Raw genomic sequence first — 19889 nt, 5'->3', positions numbered from 1 at the left:
CGGATGCCCGGATGACCGGATGCCCTGATCCCCGGCCCCTGCCGGCTCCCGCCGACTCCCTGATCCCCGGCCCCTCCCCGCGAGACTTGGGTTCCAGCACGAGACATGCCTTCTGAAGCCCTGTCTCGTGCTGGAACGCAAGTCTCGCTGCAGGCGGGGCGGGCGCGGGCGGGGCCGGGGCCGGGGCCGGGCGAGGGCGGGGCCGGGCGGGGCCGGGCGGGGCGGGGCCGGGCGGCGGGATGGGGGGCGTCAGCGCCCCTGGGCGTCGACCAGCACGGCGACCGTGCGGGCCGGCACGGTGACGGTGCCGGTCCTGGCATCCCACGTCGTCTTCTTCACGACCGCATCCGCACCCTTCGCCTGCGCACGCGTCAGTGCGAACGAGCGGCCGGCGAGCCCGTCGACGGTCTGCGTGACCGACTCGGGCGAGGCGTTGAACACGACCAGCGCGCCGTCGAGAGCCGGATCGACGTCAGCACCCACGAGGTCGTCGATCTGCATGACGATGACGCCGGGTGCGGCATCCGCTCCCCCGTTCGGGAAGGTGACCTTCTGCTCGATCAGCTTCGCCGAGCCGAGACGGAGCAGGTCGACCTCGCTGCGCACGCGCAGCAGATCGAGGGCACTCGCCTCTGCAGCGGCGATGTCGGCAGGCTTCGGCTTGAGCGCCGCGTTCTCGAGCAGCGGGCGCATGATGCCCCACTTCTCTTCGTTGTCGGCGGCCATCGGCAGCCCCGACCCGAACGTCGACTCCTTGCCGGTCCAGTCGATGCGGTTGAACCAGTCGCCCGAGTCGTAGCTGTTGCGGTCGAGCGACTTCGAGCGAAGCAGCTCGGTGCCGGCGTGCCAGAACGACGGCGCCTGCGACAGCGTGACCGTGGCGAGCGAGAGCGTGTTCATGCGCACCCGGTCGGCCATCGACGTGTCGACCGGCAGCTTGAGCACCGACAGGTCGTACAGCGTCTCGTTGTCGTGCGCGTCGACGTAGTTGATCACCTCGTCGGGCTGATCGGCGTACCCGGCGCGAGCGCCGCGGTAGTCGATGTCATCGCCGGCAGTGGTCTTGCCGTCGCTGGTGACGAACGAGTAGTCGCGCAGGTTGCCCGCCAGGCCCAGCTTGACCAGGTCGGTCTCGTGGCCGAGGTCGGCGAGCGCCTGCTCGGCGCTGCCGTTGATGGCGTTGCCGTTCGGGTCGGTGCCGAGACCGGTGCCGAAGCCCTGACGGAAGGTAGACGAGCCGTCGACCGGGCTGCCGCCGTGCACGGCGTCGCGCAGCCGGTCGTTGAACGTGCCGATCCCCGTGCCGCCGAGCTGGCCCTGCGTGGCCTGCTCGAACAGCGCGTTGTCAGCGACCTCGCCGAAGTTCCAGCCTTCGCCGTAGAGGAGGATCGACTTGCCGTCGACCCCGTCTTCCTTCACGGTGAGGGCGTCGAGCGCCTTGCGCACAGCGCGCATGTTGGCCGTCGAGTGGTGCCCCATCAGGTCGAAGCGGAAGCCGTCGACCTTGTAGTCACGCGCCCAGGTGACGACCGAGTCGACCATCAGCTTCTGGGCCACCGAGTGCTCGGTGGCGACGTTCTCGCAGCACGTGGAGGTCTCGACCGCACCCGCCGCGTTCAGACGGTGGAAGTAGCCGGGAACAACTCGATCGAGCACCGAGCGGTCTGCCTGGCCCGACTCGGCGGTGTGGTTGAACACCTGGTCGAGCACGACCTGCAGGCCCATGCCGTGCAGTCCGCCGACCATCGAGCGGAACTCGGCCACGCGCGCGCCGCCGTCGGGGTTGACCGCGTACGAGCCCTCGGGGGTCGAGTAGTGGTACGGGTCGTAGCCCCAGTTGAAGCCGTCCTCGGCTGCGATCGCCGCCACGCACTCCTGCTGCGCGGTGTCGGCCGGACCGTACGAGCGCAGATCGCAGTCAGGCTGCGCCTGCTTCTTCCGGTTCTCTTCGATCGTCGCGATGTCGAACGACGGCAGCAGGTGCACTGTGTTGATGCCCGCATCTGCGAGCTGGCGCAGCTGCTTCGCACCGGCCCCGTCGCGCGTGAACGCGAGGTAGGTGCCGCGCTCGGCCTCGGGCACGCTCTTGTCGCCGATCGAGAAGTCGCGGATGTGCAGCTCGTAGATCGCGCGGTCGACCGAGCGTGCCACGACCGGAGCCTTCGTCTTGCGCCACGCCTTCGGCTGGAACGCCTTGTCGTCGAGGCTGATGGCGACAGAGCGCTCGGAGTTCTCGGTGAGTGCGACCGAATACGGGTCGGTGACCCGGTTGGTCTCGATCTTGCCGGTGGTCGGCGCGTACACGACGACCTCCCACAGGTACTCCGCGCCGTCGAGCGCCTTCTTGCCCTTGACCGTCCACACACCCGACGCCTCGTCGTACGACGCCTTATGGCGCGTCGGCTCGGCATCAGCGGCGGCACCGGCCGGCCAGGTGAGCAGCGTCGCGCTCTGCGCGGTCGGCGCCCACAGGCGGAAGGTCGGGTTGACTCCCTTGAAGGTCACGCCGAGACGCTGGTCGTCGACCTCGTCGGCGTAGAGGTCGTCGAGCACGCCGGCGATCTGCACACCGGTGAACGCGGTGAGAGCGCCAGAGGTGTCGCGCTGCGCGACGGCCAGCTGGCCCTTCAGCAGGGCGGCTGCATCAGCATCCGGAACCTGCAGCGCGAGATAGCCGGCCAGCGCGGGGAAGCGCTTCTTCTGCGCGTCGGTGAGTCCGCCGTCGATCACGTTCAGCGCGATCGGCTCGGCGCCGGTCACGTCGCCGTCGGCGACCTTCACCGAAGCGTCAGCCGACGCGTACAGCTGGTAGGCGGCACGGTCGGGCGAGCCGAGCTTCGCCGGCCAGGCGATGGTGCGCTCGTCGATCCACTGCGCGCGCTGCTCGCCGGTGCCGGGCAGCGGCGGGTCGTCGCTGGTCACCTCGAGCACGTGCGTGTCGAGGGTGTAGCGGAACGATGTGACCTTGCCCTCGGTGGCGCTGAACGAGATGTTCGCACCGCCCGCAGCGCCGTCGGCACCGTAGTTCTCGTCCCAGCTGAGACCGTGCGCGACCTTCAGCTCGTAGGCGCCGGTGGGCAGCTCGGAGGTCGAGAACTCGTACACGCCGTCGCGGTCGCCGTCGGCCATGAGGGTAGCCAGGCAGTCGGGCATCCAGTCGCCCGAGCAGCCGAGCTCATCCTGCAGCGAGCCGGGCAGGGTCACGATCGGGCCCTCGGCGCTGGACTGCACGATGTTCGTGCGCGGGTCGAAGTAGAACGAGATCTTGCCGCCCTTGTGCGAGGCGGTGACGTTGGGGCCGTCGAGCACGCCGTTCGCGCCGTAGTTGACCGCCCAGCTGCCGTCGATCGCGGCCTTGTACTCGTAGTCACCGGCAGGCAGGTCGAACGTGCCGGCCCAGATACCGTCGGAGCGCAGCGTCAGCTTCGCCTTCTCGCACGCCGGGTCCCAGTCGCCCGCGCAGCCCATCTCGGAGTTCAGGCTGCCCGGCACCGTCACCATCTCGATGGGCGACTCGGGCTGCTCGTCGACCGCGAGAGAGACCTGGTTGCCCACCGAGGCGTAGGTGGATGCTGCGGAGTGGTTGCCTGCGGCATCCGTCGTGACGGCGCGGTACTCGACCAGCGTGCCCTTCTTCAGGCCGCGGATGTCGTGGTAGACGCGCGGCTCGGTGTCTTCGGCCGTGCCGAGTGCGTGCCATTCGTCGGATCCGGCGACGCGCCACGAGAAGCTCGTCTGCGCCCACTGGTCGGCGATGTCGGCCTGCACGGGCGACTGTCCGCTGAGTCCGGCACCCGCCGCAGGGGCCGCGATGGTCACCGGCGCGGCCTCGGCCGGAGCGCTGACCGTGCCATCCGCCTTCCACACCACTGCTGAGAGCGCCGGCACGGTGATGGTCGTCGCCGCGCCGGCATCCGTCGTCACCGCCGTGCCGTCGCCGTACAGCACGCTGTACGAGGCGTCGGCGGTGAGGGTCGTGAGGTCGACGGTCTGCGCCGACGTCGCATTGTTCACGGCGACCAGGTGTTCGACCTTCTCGTCGGCGTCGACGCGCGAGAAGGCGTAGACCCCGGCGCCCGAGGCCGCGTGCCGCTCGATCTGAGCGCCGTCGCGCAGCGCGGGGTGCGCCTCGCGCAGCGCCGAGAGAGCGGCGATGTGCTCGTACAGCGGGGCGTCCGTGCCGTAGCGGTCGGCCGAACCAGCCTTCTCGCCCGTGATCAGGTTCTGGTTCGCGTACTCGTCGACCTGGGTGGCGAAGAGCGTCTGACGGGCGTCCTTGTCGCCGCCTGCACCCGCGAAGCCCTGCTCGTCGCCGTAGTAGACCACCGGCTGACCGCGAGTGAGGAACATGAGCTCGTTCGCCAGCTCGGTGCGCTGCAGCGGGGCATCCGTCCGCTGCAGGAATGATCCGACGCGACCCATGTCATGGTTGCCGAGGAACGTCGGCAGCGCCGTCGCGCTCGAGTCGGGGGTCGTGTAGCGGTCGTCGCCGGCGAACAGCGTCTGCAGGCCCTTGGCGGAGTTGCCCGAGGCGTAGCTGACAGCCGACGACTGGAAGGTGAAGTCGAGCACCGAGTTCATGTCGGTGTCGCGCACGTAGGGCGCGAGCTTGACCGGGTCGGCGTCGTAGACCTCGCCGAACATGAAGAAGTCGTCCTTGCCCTTGCCGTGCGCGTAGTCGAGCACGCCCTTCGTCCACTTCTGCCAGAACTCGAAGTTGACGTGCTTGACGGTGTCGATGCGGAAGCCGTCGATGCCGAGGTCGATCCAGTCCTGGTAGACCTTCACGAATCCGTTCACCACGGTCGGGTGCTCGGTCATCAGGTCGTCGAGGCCGTCGAAGTCGCCGTAGGTGACCGATTCGCCAGACCAGGTCGAGTTTCCGCGGTTGTGGTACAGAGTCGGGTCGTTGAGCCAGGAGGGCGTCTTCGCGTCCTTCTCGGCGTCGGCGACGACCGGCGTGTACGGGAAGCTCGTCTTGGCGTCGAGGGTCGGGAAGCCGTCGGTGCCTGCGTACTCGGCGGGGTCGAACGCCGTGCCGTCTGCCGTCTTGTAGGGCTTGGTCGCCTGATCGATGTACGAGTACTGCTTCTCGCTGTAGTCGATGACGTCGGCGGTGTGGTTGGTGATGATGTCGAAGTACACCTTGATGCCGCGGTCGTGCGCCTCGGCGATGAGCGACTCGAGCTCGGCGTTCGTGCCCAGGTGCGGGTCGATGCGCGTGAAGTCGGTGATCCAGTAGCCGTGGTAGCCGGCGCTGGCGTCGGCCCCGGTGCCCTGCACCGGCTTGTTGGCGAAGCTGGGGGTCAGCCAGATGGCGGTGGTGCCGAGGCCGTCGATGTAGTCGAGGTTCTCGCGAAGGCCTGCGATGTCGCCGCCCTGGTAGAAGCCCTTGTTCGTCGGGTCGAATCCGGTCGCGAGGCGGTCGCCGTCGATGCCGCCGGTGTCGTTCGACGTGTCGCCGTTGGCGAAGCGGTCGGTCATCACGAAGTAGAACTGCTCATCGGATCCGGCCTGACGCACGGGCTTCGAGATCAGGGCGTCGTCGTCTGCCGTGTAGCCCTTCTTCAGGCTCTCGACCTCGACGCCGACCCGCTTGATGTTGTCGTCGAACGTGAAACGCAGCGTCGAGGGGCCGCCCACGGTGAGCGGGATGTTGTCGCCGGTGCCGTCGAGCCCGTACGCCTCGTCCCACGCGTCATTGAGCGCGACCTTGTACTCGTAGCTGCCGGCGGGCACCTCGAACGACGCCGAGTAGATGCCCTCGGCGCCGGTCGGGGTGAGCTCGGTCGCCGCGCAGTCGGGCGCCCAGTCGGCTGCGCAGCCGAGCTCCGACTGCAGGTCGCCGACGAGGGCGACGGTGCGGTCGGCTGCCACGGCCGGCGCCGCGAGCGCACCGAAGGAGGACAGACCGGATGCCACGAGAGCGGCGGTCGCGAGCAGGGCGGTACGGCGTAGGGAGGTCTTCTTCGACACAGGGACTCCGTCAGGAAGGGCGCGGCGGCGCGCCGGTGGCTGTGCTGCGAAGGTAACAGCCCTCCGCGTGGTTGTGCAAGCGCTTCCAGTGTCCGGATGCCGGGAATCCGGCGCGCTCGACCGCCGCCTCCCCTTCGAAACGCAAGCGCTTTCAGCGGCGACCTGGTGCCGGTACCCGACGCCTCCCGGTCACCCCGACCCACCCCGCGAGACTTGTCTTCCAGCATGAGACCGGCGTTCTGAAGCCCTGTCTCGTGCGGGAACGCAAGTCTCGCCGGGGGGCGGGGGCAAGGGGGGCGGGGACAAAAGAGCGGGGGCAGGGCGAGAGGGCGGGTGCGCCCCGAGGATTGGGGCGCCGTTCACCTCGATGTCACCTGCGCCGCGTACAACTGACTGTGCGCGGCGACAGAGCGTGACCGGATCGGGTGCCTGCCACCGCCGCGCCGTGGTGAGCGAGCCGCTCCCACCGCGGTCGCAGACCGCGAGACCCCCGCCGAATCGGGTCGGCGGGGGTCTCTTCGTGCATTGCCGTACGCGCTGCGCAGCGTGGCGGCGCAACGTGATGCGATCGTCAGCGGCGGATGTGGGCCTGCACCTTCACCTTGCCCTTGGCGATGCTCACCAGCGTCCCCGGCCCACCGGCGAAGTCGAGCGTGGACGCCCAGACCGTGCCGTTGCCGGATGCCGCGACTCCGACTGCGCCGGGCAGGGCGGCGAACGGGGCGACCGTGCCGCGATCGACCACCGAGATCTGCCCGCCGAACAGCTCCGCGATGTACACCCGGTTCGCGGCGATGGACAGGCTGGTGGGTCCGGAGAAGCCAGAGGCGACCTGCATCACCGCATCGGTGCGGCTGTCGATCCGCCACAGCGCTCCGAGCGACGCGGACTCGCCGGGAAAACCGGGAAGCGTGGTGACGTAGATGGCGCCGCCAGGGCCGACTGCGACGCCCGTCGGCACCGGCTCGGCGTAGTACACGTCGCCGACGGCGCAATCGCCCAGGCCCAGCATCCCCGCCGTCTCAGCGGTCAGTGTCACGGGCACCGGCGGCAGCACAGCGACGGTGCGGATCGCTCCCTTCGCGGTCACCTCGTACACTGCGTTGGCTGCGGCATCCGCCACCAGCCACCCGTTGCGCCACGAGGCCACTCCGTAGACGTGCGAATCCAGCAGCCCGCTGTAGGCGGTGCCCGCCGCGCAGCTCGCGGGGTCGGTCACGCCGTAGCTGCTGGCGGAATCCGGATTGTTCGTCATCTCGTAGGCGCGCAGGTCGATATACGTGGTCTGACCGCCCGGGCTGCGCACGTTCAATCCGCTCTCGGTGATCACCGGCGGTTCTGACGAACCGTCCTCGACGGATGATCCGTACGCGAGCCACGCCCCGCGCACGGCGAGACCTGCCAGCCCCGGGACGCCTTCGACGATCGGCGCGATGTCGCCATCGGGCTGCAGCTGCCCGACCGTTCCGGTGCCGCCGTCCGCGACGAGCACCCGGTGCCCCTCCACCGCCAGGCTGAACGGTGCCGCGAGCTGCGAGGACCATTCCTCCAGCACCGGCGTCCGATCGGCCGCCGACGCCGCTGTCGGCACCACGAGGATGAGCGCTGCCGCGGCCCCGACCGCGGCGAGCGCGCGAGAAGTGCGCATATCTGCCTCCGATTCCCGATCCGCGAGCGGATCGTCGTGCCGAGCGCGGCGAACCGCCCCCGGCGCCACCCCAGCGGCGGCTGATCCCGATTGTGGAGAGGCCCGCACGCCTTCTCAAGAGCCGCGGCCGAAGTCGGGGGGAAGGTCGGGGGCCATCCCCGATCAGAGGCGCTCGAGGATGAGAGCGTTCGCCATGCCGCCGCCCTCACACATGGTCTGCAGCCCGAGGCGTCCCCCGGTGGCCTCCAGGTGGTCGAGCAGCGTGCCGAGCAGGCGGGTGCCCGAGGAGCCGAGCGCGTGCCCGAGGGCGATCGCACCACCGCGCGGGTTGAGCTTGGCCGGGTCGGCACCCAGTTCGGCGGCCCAGGCGAGCGGCACCGAGGCGAAGGCCTCGTTGACCTCGTAGGCGTCGAGGTCGTCGATCGTGAGGTCGGCACGCTCGAGAACCCGACGCGTGGCGGGGATCGGTCCGGTGAGCATGAGCATCGGGTCGTCGCCGATCACGTCGAAGGCCCGGAAGCGGGCACGCGGGGTGAGACCGAGCTGCTCGGCACGATCGGCGCTCATCATCAGCGCCGCGGATGCCCCGTCGGTGAGGGGTGAGGAGTTGCCCGGCGTGATCGACCAGTCCAGGTCCGGAAACCGCGCGGCGAGCGCGTCGGTGCGGAAGGAGGCCGGCAGCCCCGCCAGCTTCTCGGCAGTCGTCCCCTCACGCACGGTCTCATCGAACCGGGCATCCGGAGCCTCCGGCACGGCGACCACGGTGCGGTCGAAGAAGCCGTCGCGCCAGGCGCTTGCGGCGCGCGCGTGCGACTCGGCCGCGAACGCGTCGAGCCGATCGCGGTCGAGCGCCCAGCGCCGCGCGATGAGCTCGGCACTGACGCCCTGATTCACGAGCCCCTCGGGGTAGCGTGCACGCAGTCGCGGCGACATGGGCGAGCCGCCGACCGCGGATGCACCCAGCGGCACGCGGCTCATCGACTCCACCCCGCCGACGATGACGATGTCGCTCTCGCCCGCAGCGATTCCGGCGGCGGCGAACTGCACCGCCTGCTGGCTCGAGCCGCACTGCCGGTCGATGGTGGTCGCCGGCACCGTCTCGTCGAAGCCTGCGGCGAGCACAGCCTGCCGGGCGATGTTCATGGCCTGATCACCGACCTGGCTCACGCAGCCGAGCATCACGTCGTCGATCTGCCCGGATTCGAGGCCGCTGCGGTCGAGGATCGCCTGCAGCACGCCGGCGGCGAGATCGACCGGGTGCACGCCGGACAGCATCCCGCCCGGCTTGCCGCGCCCGACAGGGGTGCGGACGACATCGACGATCACGGCTTCGCTGCTCATGCGTCCATCCTGCCCCCTCGAGGGCCGGGGGTCACCGAACAAGCTCTTCACTCGGTGAGCACGGGGTCGGGTGCCAGCGGGTCGGCGAGCAGCCGATCGAAGGCGGCGTCCGCGGCGCCGATGAGCAGGCGGTCTGCACCGAGCGCGGCGGATGCCAGCTGCAGGTTCTCCGCGGAGGCGGCGAGCGCCTGCGCCCGCACGGCGTCGTCGAAGGATTCGCGATCGAGGTCCCGGAGCACGGCGAGGAAACCGCCCAGGACGATCATCGACGGGTTGAGCACGTTGACGGCATTGCGGAGCGTAGCGGCCAGGATCCGGCGCTGCCTCGCCGCCTCCTCGCGCGCCTGCACTCCGGCGCTGTCGCCGAGCGCGCGGGCGAGCTCGTCGTCGTCGGCCCAGCCCAGGCCTGTCGACGCCAGCAGACGCGCGCGGTTGACCTCGTCCTCGAGCACGCCGTCGTCGACGCGTCGATCTCTGGCATCCGCGATGCACGCAGCCGTCTGGCCCCACTCCCCGGCGTATCCGCCCGCACCGCCGATCAGCTGACCGTGCAGGATCAGCCCGCCGCCGATGCCGCTGGCGCCGCCGTTGAGGTACACCACGTCAGCGTGTTCGCGAGCCGCTCCGAACAGCCGCTCGGCCCGTGCTCCGTACGACGCGTCGTTGCCGACGGCGACGGGCAGCCGCAGCGCATCGGCGAGAGGGCCGGCGATCTCGGCATCCCTCCAGTCGAGGTGCGGAGCGAGGCGCACGATGCCATCGGCGATGCGCACCAGACCGGGCACGGCGACGCCCGCTCCCACGACACGGCATCCGGCCAGGTCGGCACGCCATGCGTCGATCACGGCGGTGACCACATCGATCACCCCGTCGACGTCGGGACGCGTGACCGCGATGCGCTCACGCCGGCGCACCGCGCCTCCGAGCGACACCGCCCCGATCTCGATCGCGTCGATCTCGGGGTTGATCCCGATGGCCACCACATCACGGCTCGGCGCGACGATCGGCGAGGGACGCCCGACCCGTCGAGTGGGATCGGGATCGTGCTCGTCGACGAGCCCAGCCTCGGCGAGACGCGCGACGAGGTCGGAGACAGTCGATCGGTTGAGGCCGGTCTCTGCGGTGATCACCGCGCGAGAACGGGGTCCGCTGTGGTGCACCAGTCGCAGCACCTCGCCGAGGTTGGTGCGCCGAACGCCTTCGACCGTTGTGGCGCGTTCGCTCATGCTTGGTTCGCTTTCTGCCGCCGTGGATCCCCAGGCTACCGAGGAGCGCGCTGCACCTTCACTCCTCGTCGCCGACCGGCGCGTATTCGAAGGTCATGATCGCCAGCTCTCCCCGGGGATCACTGGCCCCGCTGCTCGCGCACGCGCCCAGCCACAGTCCCAGGAAGCCGCCGGTCGACGAGGCGTCGAGCTGCCGCGCATCGACGGTCGCGACCGCAAGGCCGTCATGCACGAACTCGAGATCGTATCCGCGGGCACGAAGGCGCAACTCGATCTGCACGCGGTCGGGCAGCCTCTTCTCGGCGAGCACGTGCTCGTCGCCGCCGCGCACGTGCACGACGCTCAGCACTGTGCCCGCCGGCGTTCGCGTGACGACGGCGGCGGCATGGTCCTGCTCGGACTGACGCACAACCAGCGCACCGCTCTCGCCGTCGGCCAGCCCTCCGACATCCAGCACGCACCGCACGTCGGCGTCGGCGTGCTGCTGCCGGATGCCCAGGAACGCCACCTTCGTCGCGTCCCGCAGCGTCGCCGATCGCACCGGCATCCGCCAGATGTCGCCGTCGGCCCTGGCGATCTCAGCCGGCAGCGCGCGCAGCGCCGTCCATCGCGAATCCTGCGGGAGCACGGCGCCCGCTCGACGATCGTCCGGCTGCCAGCTTCCATCGAGGGCGGTCCCCGTCGCCCAGGGCGCCGCGATCGCGTGCGGCAGCCGCCCCTCCCCGGGGGCGAAGACGGGCCAGCCGTCCTGCCATTCGACCGGGCAGAGGAACGTCTCGCGCCCCAGCGGGTAGTGGTGCCCGTCGGCCGCGCGCATCGCGAGCATCAACGCCTGCCACGAGCCGTCCGGCGCCTGCACGAGGTCGGCGTGCCCCGCCCCGATCACGTCCGTACGGCGGCCGAGATGACGGTGCGTGAAGACGGGATTCGCCTTATTGCCGTGATAGGGACCGGTCGCCGCGGCGGCCCTGGCCACACTCACTGCGTGATGGAATTCGGTGCCGCCCTCGGCTGCGACGAGATACCACTCGCCGTCGATCGGGTACAGGTGCGGGCCCTCCGCCCACACCGCACCGTGCACGGCCCCTCGCCAGATCACGTGCTCGTCACCGATCAGCGCGTGCTGCGCGGGAGAGTACTCCCGCACCCAGACCTCGGTCTGGTGGTACCACTCCGGATCGCGCGCGAGGCGCGTGCCGTGCATCCACACGCGTCCGTCGTCGTCGAAGGCCAGAGACGGGTCGATCCCGTCGACATCCAGCATCACCGGGTCGCTCCACGGGCCCTGCGGATGCTCGGCGGTGACGACGAAGTTGCCTCCTCGGCTCGGATCGGCAGGGTCGACGAGTGTGCACACCACCCAGAACAGGCCGAGACCGTGACGGATCGTGGGCGCGTACAGACCACCCGACGAACGGATCCCATCGAAGTCGAGCATCCCTGGGCGGTCGATGACGTGGCCGATCGTCTCCCACCGCACCAGATCGCGCGAGCGCATAACCGGCAGGCCGGGAAGGTACTCGAACGTCGAGGTGACGAGATAGTACCACTCCCCCACCCGGCACACCGACGGGTCGGGATGGCAGCCGGGCAGCACGGGGTTGGTGGCGGTCATGCCAGCACGCCCGGCGACATCTCGACGGTCACGACACGGCGGTCCGCGCCAGTCACCCGGTGCACGTCTCCGGTGAGCACCATGCGGCTCGGCGTCGTGGCCGCGCCGGGCAGCACCACCTGCTCGCGGGTGCGCTCGTTCGAGATCGCGCCGCCGGTCGTGCCGGCGAGATCGGCTGCGGGAGCGGTTGCCGCGGCATGGGCCGCCGCCCAGACCAGCACCTCCCCCGGTTCGACGACGCGGGTGAGGGTGCGGTCGGTGAAGGCGAAGCGACCGGCGGGCACGTCGAAGCTCACCCGACGGCTCTCGCCCGGATCGAGCGCCACCCGCACGTAGCCGAGCAGCTGCGTGACAGGGCGGGTGACGGATGCCGCGACGTCTCGGCCGTACAGCTGAACGATCTCGTCGCCGGGCAGGTCGCCCGTGTTGGTCACGGTGACCGACGCGGTGAAGCGGCCGTCGGTACTCGCCTCGGCGGGCACCTTCAGGTCGTCGTAGACGAAGGTCGTGTACGACAGGCCGAACCCGAACGGCCGCAGCGGCGTGGGGTCGGTGGCGGTCACCTCCGAGGGGCCGCCGAGGATGGGATGCAGGTAGCTGTACGGCTGCGCGCCCGAGAAGCGGGGCAGGCTCACCGGCATCCGCCCCGACGGCGTCACGTCTCCCGTCAGCACCTGTGCCAGCGCCGTCCCTCCGGCTTCGCCAGGGAAGAACGACTGCAGCACCGCGGCCGGTCGCACGGCGCCTTCCAGCGCCCACTCGATCGCGTAGGGACGGCCGGTGAGCAGCACCATGATGACCGGCGTGCCGGTCTGGACGACCCGTTCGACGAGCTCGCGCTGCACGCCCGGGAGGTCGAGCGACTGCACGTCGTTGCCCTCGCCGACGGTGCCCCGCCCGAACAGACCCGCCTGATCGCCGACCACGACGATGGCCAGATCGGCGTCGGCCGCGGCCCGCGCGGCATCGTCGAATCCGGAGCGGTCGGCGCCCTCCACCTCGCATCCCGCGGAGTGCACGATCTCGGCATCCGGCATCGCCGCGTCGAGCGCCTCGCGGACCGTAGGGATCTCGAACCCGATCTCGTGGTCGGGGTGGTGGGCGAGCACGTGGTTGGCGAAGGAGTAGCAGCCCTGCAGCGCGTCGGTGCGGTCGGCGTTGGGCCCGATCAGCGCGATCCGGGCGCGGCGATCGGCCAGCGGGAGGACGCCGTCGTTCGACAGCAGCACGATCGACTCGGCGGCCAGGCGCAGCGCGACCGCTCGGTGCTCGGCTGTGTCGAGGTCGACGACTGCGGGCGGGTCGTCGTCGAAGGCGGCTGGATCGAGCAGTCCGAGCTCCTCCTTCTGCGACAGGACGCGGATGACCGCCCGATCGAGGTAGGCCTCGTCGAGCTCTCCTGCGCGCACGCGCTCGATCAGCGGGGCGAGGTAGGCGTCGCCGGACGGCAGTTCGACGTCGATGCCGGCCTTCAGCGCCAGCTCGGCCGCCTCGCCCCGGTCACGCGCGACGGCGTGCATGACCTCCAGGAAAGCGACGGCGAAGTAGTCGGCGACGACCACCCCGTCGAAGCCGAGCTCGTCGCGAAGGAGGTCGGTGAGCAGTGCGGGGTCGGATGCAACCGGTACGCCGTCGATCTCGGAGTAGCTGTTCATGACCCCGCGCGCACCACCGTCGCGGATCGCCATCTCGAACGGCGGCAGGAAGACGTCGGCGACCTCGCGCGGCCCGGCCGAGACAGGGGCATGGTTGCGCCCGGCGCGCGAACCCGAGTACCCGAGGAAGTGCTTCAGCGTGGCGTGCACTCCCTGCGACTGCAGCCCCTGCACGTAGGCGGTGCCGATGGTACCGACGAGGTACGGGTCCTCGCCGATGCACTCGTCGACGCGCCCCCATCTCGCATCGCGCACGACGTCGAGCACCGGCGCGAGCCCCTGGTGGATGCCGAGCTCGCGCATCGACCGCCCGATCAGCGCGCCCATCTCGGCGACCGCCTCGGGGTCGAACGAGGCGCCCCAGGCGAGCGGCGTGGGGAACGTCGCGGCCTTCCACGCCGCAAGGCCCGTGAGGCACTCCTCGTGCACGATCGCGGGGATGCCCAGGCGCGTCTCGCGCCGCAGCCGGCGCTGCTCGTCCCACAGCCACGCCGCCCGTTCCGCGGGATCGACGGGGCGGGTGCCGTACACCCGGGTGTAGTGCCCGATCCCGTCGCGGGTGATCTCGCTCAGGGTGCTCGACGAGCCGGCCGAGGCCATCTCGTTCTGCATCGGCGCCACCACGTCGCCGCCCTGGTCGAGCCAGTAGCCGACGAGCTGCGCGGCCTTCTCATCGAGGGTCATCTGCGCGAGCAGCTCGGCGACGCGCGGCGAGGCGGTGGGGAAGGCGGGCACGGTGGTCGGCGTGCCCGAGGTGCGATCGAACATGTCAGCCCTTCACGGCTCCGGTCAGTCCGCCGACGATGCGGCGCTCGAACAGGCTGAAGAAGACCAGTGCGGGCAGCATCGACAGCGAGGTGTAGGCCAGTACCCGGGCGGTGTCGACCGAGTACTGGGAGGCGAAGTTCTGCACACCCAGCGGCAGGGTGAACAGGCTCTGGTCGCTGAGGATGAACAGCGGCAGCATGTAGCCGTTCCACGCGCCCACGAAGGCCAGGATGCCGACGGTGATGACGCCCGGAAGGCTCAGCGGCAGCACCATGCGCCAGAAGAAGCCCAGCCGCGACGCGCCGTCGATCGACGCGGCCTCCTCGAGCTCCTTCGGGATGGCGCGCAGGAACGGGACGAGGATGATGATGGTCATCGGCAGGGCGAAGGCGATCTGCGGCAGGATGATGCCGGCCAGGCTGTTCACCAGTCCGAGGTTGCGGATGAGGATGTACAGCGGGGTGATCGCGACGGTCACCGGGAACATCAGCCCGGCGGCGAACAGCGAGTACATCAGCCCGCGTCCGCCGAAGTCGTAGCGGGCGATCACGTAGCTGGCCATGAGACCGAGAAGCACCGCGCCCGCGGTGGTGCCCACCGCCGAGATGGTGGAGTTCATCATCGCGACCCAGAACTCCGAACTGGCCAGCACGTCGCCGTAGTTGGCGAACTGCCAGGGCGCGGGGAGACCGGACGGGTCGAGGGTGATCTGCGAGTTCGTGCGGAACCCGCCGATGATGATGTACAGCACCGGGGTGATGCAGATGGCAATCAGCACCAGCGCGACCAGGTAGACCGCGGGGCTGCCCCACTTGACGCCGGACTCGCGCACGCGGCGCGGACCCTTGGACGTGATCGCCTGGATGGCGACCCGTGTGTTCAGGCTGTCGGCACTCACTTGCGCTTCCTTCCGCCGTCGCCGGTCAGTGCGCCCTCGGTGTCGCGGCGCAGGACGAAGCGCTGATAGAGGAGCGCGACGATGAGCGTGATGATGAACAGCATCACGGCGACGGCGTTCCCGAAGCCGTAGCTGCCGGCCAGATGGCCGTTCTGGTACATGTAGGTGGCCATCGTGGACGTGCCCGCGGTGGCGGCGATGTACTGGCCCCAGATGATGTTGACCAGGTCGAAGAGCTGCAGCGACCCGATGATCGACAGGAACGCCCAGATCCGGATCGTCGGTCCCAGCAGCGGGACGGTGATCGCCCACTGGGTCTTCCAGAAGCCGGCGCCGTCGATGGCGGCCGCCTCGTAGAGCTCCTCGGGGATGGACTGCATCCCCGCCAGCATGAGGATGACGGCGAACCCGAGGTACTTCCAGGTGATGATGATCATCAGCGACGTCATCGCGATCGCCGGGTCGGCGATCCATGACTGCTGGAAGTCGCCCAGGCCCCACTTCTCGAGCAGGGAGTTCAGGGCTCCGGCATCCTGCAGCATCAGGCTCCAGCCGATGCCGACGATCACCTCGGAGATGACGTAGGGGACGAAGATCAGGATGCGGATGATCGAGCGTCCGCGGATCTTCTGGTTCATCAGCAGCGCGAACAGGATCGCGATGGGGCCCTGCAGCACCAGCGAGAGCACCAGGATGATCCCGTTGTGCAGGACGGCCTGGCGGAACGTGTCGTCCTGCCAGATCATGACGTAGTTGTCGAGCCCGATGAACTCGGTGGGCCAGCCGAAGCCGTTCCACTTGAAGAAGCCGTAGAACGCGGCCATCGCCACCGGCAGGATGACGAAGCCGAGGAACATGATCAGAGCGGGGCCCGAGAGGAGCGCTATCTCGCCGCGCTTGCGCCAATCGGCCCTCCGCGGTCGCCGCTCCGGGGCGGGCGTCGAGCCCGCCCCGGAGACCGCGTCCTTCTCAGGCACCGTGGTGCGCTGCAGTGCCTGGGTGTCGTGCATGGTCCGGTCAGCCTCGCGCCTGCGCCTTGGCGACTGTGTCGACGAGCTTCTCGGGGCTGCCCTGACCCGCCAGCATCTCGACGACGCTGGTGTTCAGCGCGTTGCCGACGTTCTGGCCGAGCGCGGTGTCGAGCCAGAGAGCGACGTACGGGGCGTTCTGATACGCCTCCATGAGCGGCTTCAGCGAGGGATCGGTGACCGCGCCGGTGGCCTCCTGCGAAGCGGGGACGGTCTGGAACGCGACGGCGTACTTCTCCTGCCACTCCTTCGACGAGACGAAGTTCAGGAACTTCTCGCACGAGGCAGGCGAGTCCTTGGCGCAGGAGTAGCCGTCGACGCCGCCCATCATGGCGCCGGCTCCGCCGTCTCCGCCCTCGACCTCGGGGAAGGGGAACCAGCCGAGATCGGGCAGCGGCTTCTCGTCGGGCGTAAGGCTGGCGATCACGCCCACGTCCCATGCGCCCATGAGCTCCATGGCCGCCTTGTGGTTGGCCAGCAGACCGGCCGACGAGTTCGCGCCCTCCTGGGGCGAGGTGGTCAGGAACCCGCGGTTGAACGGCTCGGTGCCGGCGAATTCCTGAAGGTTCTTCGCCGCCTCCAGCCAGCACGGGTTGGCGAAGTCGGCGTCGGTCACGAGGTTCTCGATCACGCCCTGGTCGCAGGCGCGCACCGCGAAGAAGTAGTACCAGTGCGCTGCCGGCCACGCCGCCTTGGCGCCGAGGGCGATCGGCTCGATGCCCGCGCCCTTGAGCTTCGTCACGGCGTCGTTCAGCTCGTCGAAGGTGGTGGGCTCGGACGTGATGCCCGCCTGCTCGAAGAGGTCCTTGCTGTAGAACATGCCGCCGGGGAGAACGGCGCTGGGCATGCCGTAGATCTTGCCGTCGATGGTGAACGCTCCGAACGGGGCTTCTCCCATGGCCTTCTTGACGTCGTCGTCGATGAGGTCGGTGAGGTCCTTCACCTTGTCGGCGCTGACGATGTCGGCCAGCTTGCCACCACCGCGAGCCATGAAGATGTCGGGCATGTCACCGGAGTTGACGGCGGTCTGCAGCTTGCCGTCCATGTCCTCGTTCTGGATCGACGTGACCTTGATCGTCACGCCCTTGTTCTCCTTCTCGAACGCGGCCGCGGCATCCTCCCAGTACTGCTTGCCGTCGCCGGTGGTGGAGTTGTGCCACATGGTCAGCGTCTCGCCGCTGCCGTCGCCGCCGCTCGCGCCCGAGCAGCCGCTCAGGCCGAGCGCTCCTACGGCCACGACGGCCGCCGCCGCGAGCCAGGTCTTCCGGATCTTCATGCTGTGTCTCCTCATCGTTGAGTGGCGGGGCGAGGCGATTTGTTGCCAACGGCACCCAATCTCGTCTGCATCACTCTGACACCTGCGATCGGTCATGTCAATCGTTATCGATATCGTTTTCGCTCGGTAGGCTCGACCCATGGCCGCACGCACCACGATCCACGATGTCGCGAAGGCCGCCGGCGTGTCGGTGGCCACCGTCTCGAAGGCGATCAACGGTCGCGACGGCGTCAGCTCCGCGACGCTCACCCACGTGATGAGCGTCGTCGAGGAGCTGGGCTACGCGAGCTCTCTCGTGGCGACTTCGATGCGGCGGCAGCAGACGAACGTGATCGGGGTGCTGGTCGCCGAGTTCGAGCCGTTCGCCGTGCAGCTGCTGCAGGGAGTGTCGACCGCCCTGCAGAACACCCGCTACGACGTTCTCGCCTACGCCGGCAGCGTATCGGCCGGCGAGCATCTGGGCTGGGAGCGGCGGTCGCTTTCCCGGCTCGGGGGAACACTCATCGACGGGGCCATCATCGTCACCCCGACCACGACACCCGCCCACGCCTCGGTGCCGATCGTGGCGGTGGACCCGCACACAGGAGCCCAGGGCACGTCGACGGTGAGCGTGCACAACCACGATGGCGCCCGGGCTGCGGTCGAGCACCTGATCCACCTCGGGCATCGGCGCATCGGGCATCTGCGCGGGCGCACCGACCTCGAGTCCGCACACCAGCGCGAGGAGGGGTACCGGCGCGCTCTGCACGACGCCGGCATCCGATTCGATCCGGCTCTCGTCGTCGACGGCGGCTACCGCACCGCCGACTCCACCGCCGGCGCCCACCAGCTGCTCGACCTCGCCGATCCGCCGACAGGCGTCTTCGCGGCCAACGATCAGTCCGCGATCGAGATGATGCGCGTCGCCGCCGAGCGCGGCGTGCGCGTGCCGCACGATCTGTCGGTGGTGGGATTCGACGACGTGCCCGAAGCCGCCTCGCACGAGCCGCAGCTCACCACGGTGCGCCAGCCGCTGCACGAGATGGGCGCGATCGCCGTGCGCGTGCTGCTCGCGATGCTCGACGGCGACGCCCAGGAGGACGTGCGGCTGCCGGCCGAGCTCGTCGTGCGAGCATCCACCGCCACTCCGGCGCGCTGAGATCCGTCGCGCGCCGAACCGGACGCGGCATTGCTTCTTCGGCATCCCGTTGATATGTTCGCCACTACAACATTTTACCGACGTCGCTGAAGGCGGATCACATGTCTCTCTCCCCCACCAAGGCCGACCGATTCTCGTTCGGGCTCTGGACCATCGGCTACAACGGCACCGACCCGTTCGGCGGGCCGACCCGACCGGCGCTCGACGTCGTGCACGCGGTCGAGAAGCTCGACGAGCTCGGCGCGTACGGCCTCACCTTCCACGACGACGACCTGTTCGCCTTCGGATCGACCGACGCCGAGCGGCAGAAGCAGATCGACCGGCTGAAGGGCGCGCTGGACGCGACCGGCCTCATCGTGCCGATGGTCACCACCAACCTGTTCAGCGCCCCCGTGTTCAAGGACGGCGGGTTCACCTCCAACGACCGTCAGGTGCGTCGCTTCGCCCTGCGCAAGGTGCTGCGCAACATCGATCTCGCCGCCGAGCTGGGGGCATCGACCTTCGTCATGTGGGGCGGCCGCGAGGGCGCCGAGTACGACTCCGCGAAGGACATCCAGGCCGCGCTCGAGCGCTACCGCGAGGCCGTCAACCTGCTCGGCGACTACGTCACCGACAAGGGCTACGACATCCGCTTCGCGATCGAGCCGAAGCCCAACGAGCCCCGCGGCGACATCCTGCTGCCCACGCTCGGCCACGCGATCGCCTTCATCGACTCGCTCGAGCGCCCCGAGCTGGTGGGCCTGAACCCCGAGGTCGGTCACGAGCAGATGGCGGGCCTGAACTTCACGGCCGGTATCGCCCAGGCGCTGTACCACGGCAAGCTCTTCCACATCGACCTGAACGGCCAGCGCGGCATCAAGTACGACCAGGACCTCGTCTTCGGGCACGGCGACCTGAACAACGCGTTCTCGCTCGTCGACCTGCTCGAGCACGGCGGCCCGAACGGCGGTGCCGCCTACGACGGCCCCCGCCACTTCGACTACAAGCCGAGCCGCACCGAAGACGAGACGGGCGTGTGGGATTCGGCCGCCGCGAACATGCGCATGTACCTGCTGCTCAAGCAGCGTGCAGAGGCCTTCCGCGCCGACCCGGAGGTGCAGGAGGCCCTTGCCGCCGCGAAGGTCGCCGAGCTCGCGCAGCCCACCCTCGGCGAGGGCGAGTCGTACGACGACCTGCTCGCCGACCGCAGCGCGTTCGAGGACTTCGACTCGGCGGCGTACCTGGGCGGTCACGGCTTCGGGTTCGTGCGCCTGCAGCAGCTGGCCACCGAGCACCTGATGGGCGCCCGCTGAGCCGACTCCTCCCCCGCGCCGAGGGATC

At 69.7% G+C, this 19889-nt stretch carries 11 protein-coding genes; 2 read left to right on the top strand and 9 right to left on the bottom strand.

The window, feature by feature from the left end:
• Positions 1-249 precede the first annotated feature (249 nt).
• The 9 genes from pulA to AB0O65_RS10050 all read right to left on the bottom strand — a co-directional run bounded on the left by pulA (position 250) and on the right by AB0O65_RS10050 (position 17431).
• On the bottom strand, positions 250-5976 hold the full coding sequence (gene pulA / locus AB0O65_RS10090; protein WP_363384691.1) for a pullulanase-type alpha-1,6-glucosidase: 5727 nt from the start codon (positions 5974-5976) through the stop codon (positions 250-252).
• Between the two features lie 571 nt (positions 5977-6547).
• Positions 6548-7624 carry a ScyD/ScyE family protein gene (locus AB0O65_RS10085; protein ID WP_363384688.1) on the bottom strand — a complete coding sequence of 359 codons (1077 nt, stop codon included), beginning with the start codon at positions 7622-7624 and terminating at the stop codon, positions 6548-6550.
• Positions 7625-7786: 162 nt separating this feature from the next.
• A complete protein-coding gene (locus AB0O65_RS10080; protein ID WP_363384685.1) occupies positions 7787-8965 on the bottom strand; it encodes a thiolase family protein in 1179 nt (392 codons plus the stop codon).
• Between the two features lie 47 nt (positions 8966-9012).
• Complete coding sequence (locus AB0O65_RS10075) at positions 9013-10191, bottom strand: ROK family transcriptional regulator (protein ID WP_099196159.1); 1179 nt, start codon at positions 10189-10191, stop codon at positions 9013-9015.
• Positions 10192-10249: 58 nt separating this feature from the next.
• A complete protein-coding gene (locus tag AB0O65_RS10070; protein ID WP_363384680.1) occupies positions 10250-11806 on the bottom strand; it encodes a family 43 glycosylhydrolase in 1557 nt (518 codons plus the stop codon).
• A complete protein-coding gene (locus AB0O65_RS10065; protein ID WP_363384677.1) occupies positions 11803-14229 on the bottom strand; it encodes a glycoside hydrolase family 3 N-terminal domain-containing protein in 2427 nt (808 codons plus the stop codon). Before AB0O65_RS10065 ends, AB0O65_RS10070 begins: the two co-directional genes overlap by 4 nt.
• Before the next feature lies 1 nt (position 14230).
• Positions 14231-15094, bottom strand: coding sequence for a carbohydrate ABC transporter permease (locus AB0O65_RS10060; protein WP_363384965.1), 864 nt, complete (start codon positions 15092-15094; stop codon positions 14231-14233).
• 29 nt (positions 15095-15123) lie between these two features.
• Complete coding sequence (locus AB0O65_RS10055; protein ID WP_099196162.1) at positions 15124-16137, bottom strand: sugar ABC transporter permease; 1014 nt, start codon at positions 16135-16137, stop codon at positions 15124-15126.
• A 7-nt stretch (positions 16138-16144) separates the two neighbouring features.
• The gene (locus AB0O65_RS10050) at positions 16145-17431 is read right to left on the bottom strand and encodes an extracellular solute-binding protein (RefSeq protein ID WP_363384674.1); all 1287 of its coding nucleotides are present in this window, start codon (positions 17429-17431) and stop codon (positions 16145-16147) included.
• A 139-nt stretch (positions 17432-17570) separates the two neighbouring features.
• Here AB0O65_RS10050 and AB0O65_RS10045 point away from each other — a divergent pair, with 139 nt between their 5' ends.
• Positions 17571-18569 carry a LacI family DNA-binding transcriptional regulator gene (locus tag AB0O65_RS10045; protein WP_363384671.1) on the top strand — a complete coding sequence of 333 codons (999 nt, stop codon included), beginning with the start codon at positions 17571-17573 and terminating at the stop codon, positions 18567-18569.
• A 101-nt stretch (positions 18570-18670) separates the two neighbouring features.
• Entirely contained in the window at positions 18671-19861 is a 1191-nt protein-coding gene (xylA, locus tag AB0O65_RS10040) for a xylose isomerase (protein WP_363384668.1), read from the top strand.
• Positions 19862-19889 lie beyond the last annotated feature (28 nt).

The sequence above is a fragment of the Microbacterium sp. NPDC077391 genome, from assembly GCF_040686955.1.
GTDB lineage: Bacteria > Actinomycetota > Actinomycetes > Actinomycetales > Microbacteriaceae > Microbacterium > Microbacterium commune.
The sequence above is the reverse complement of the archived record's forward strand: the minus strand, read 5'-3'. Positions and strand labels throughout refer to the sequence as shown.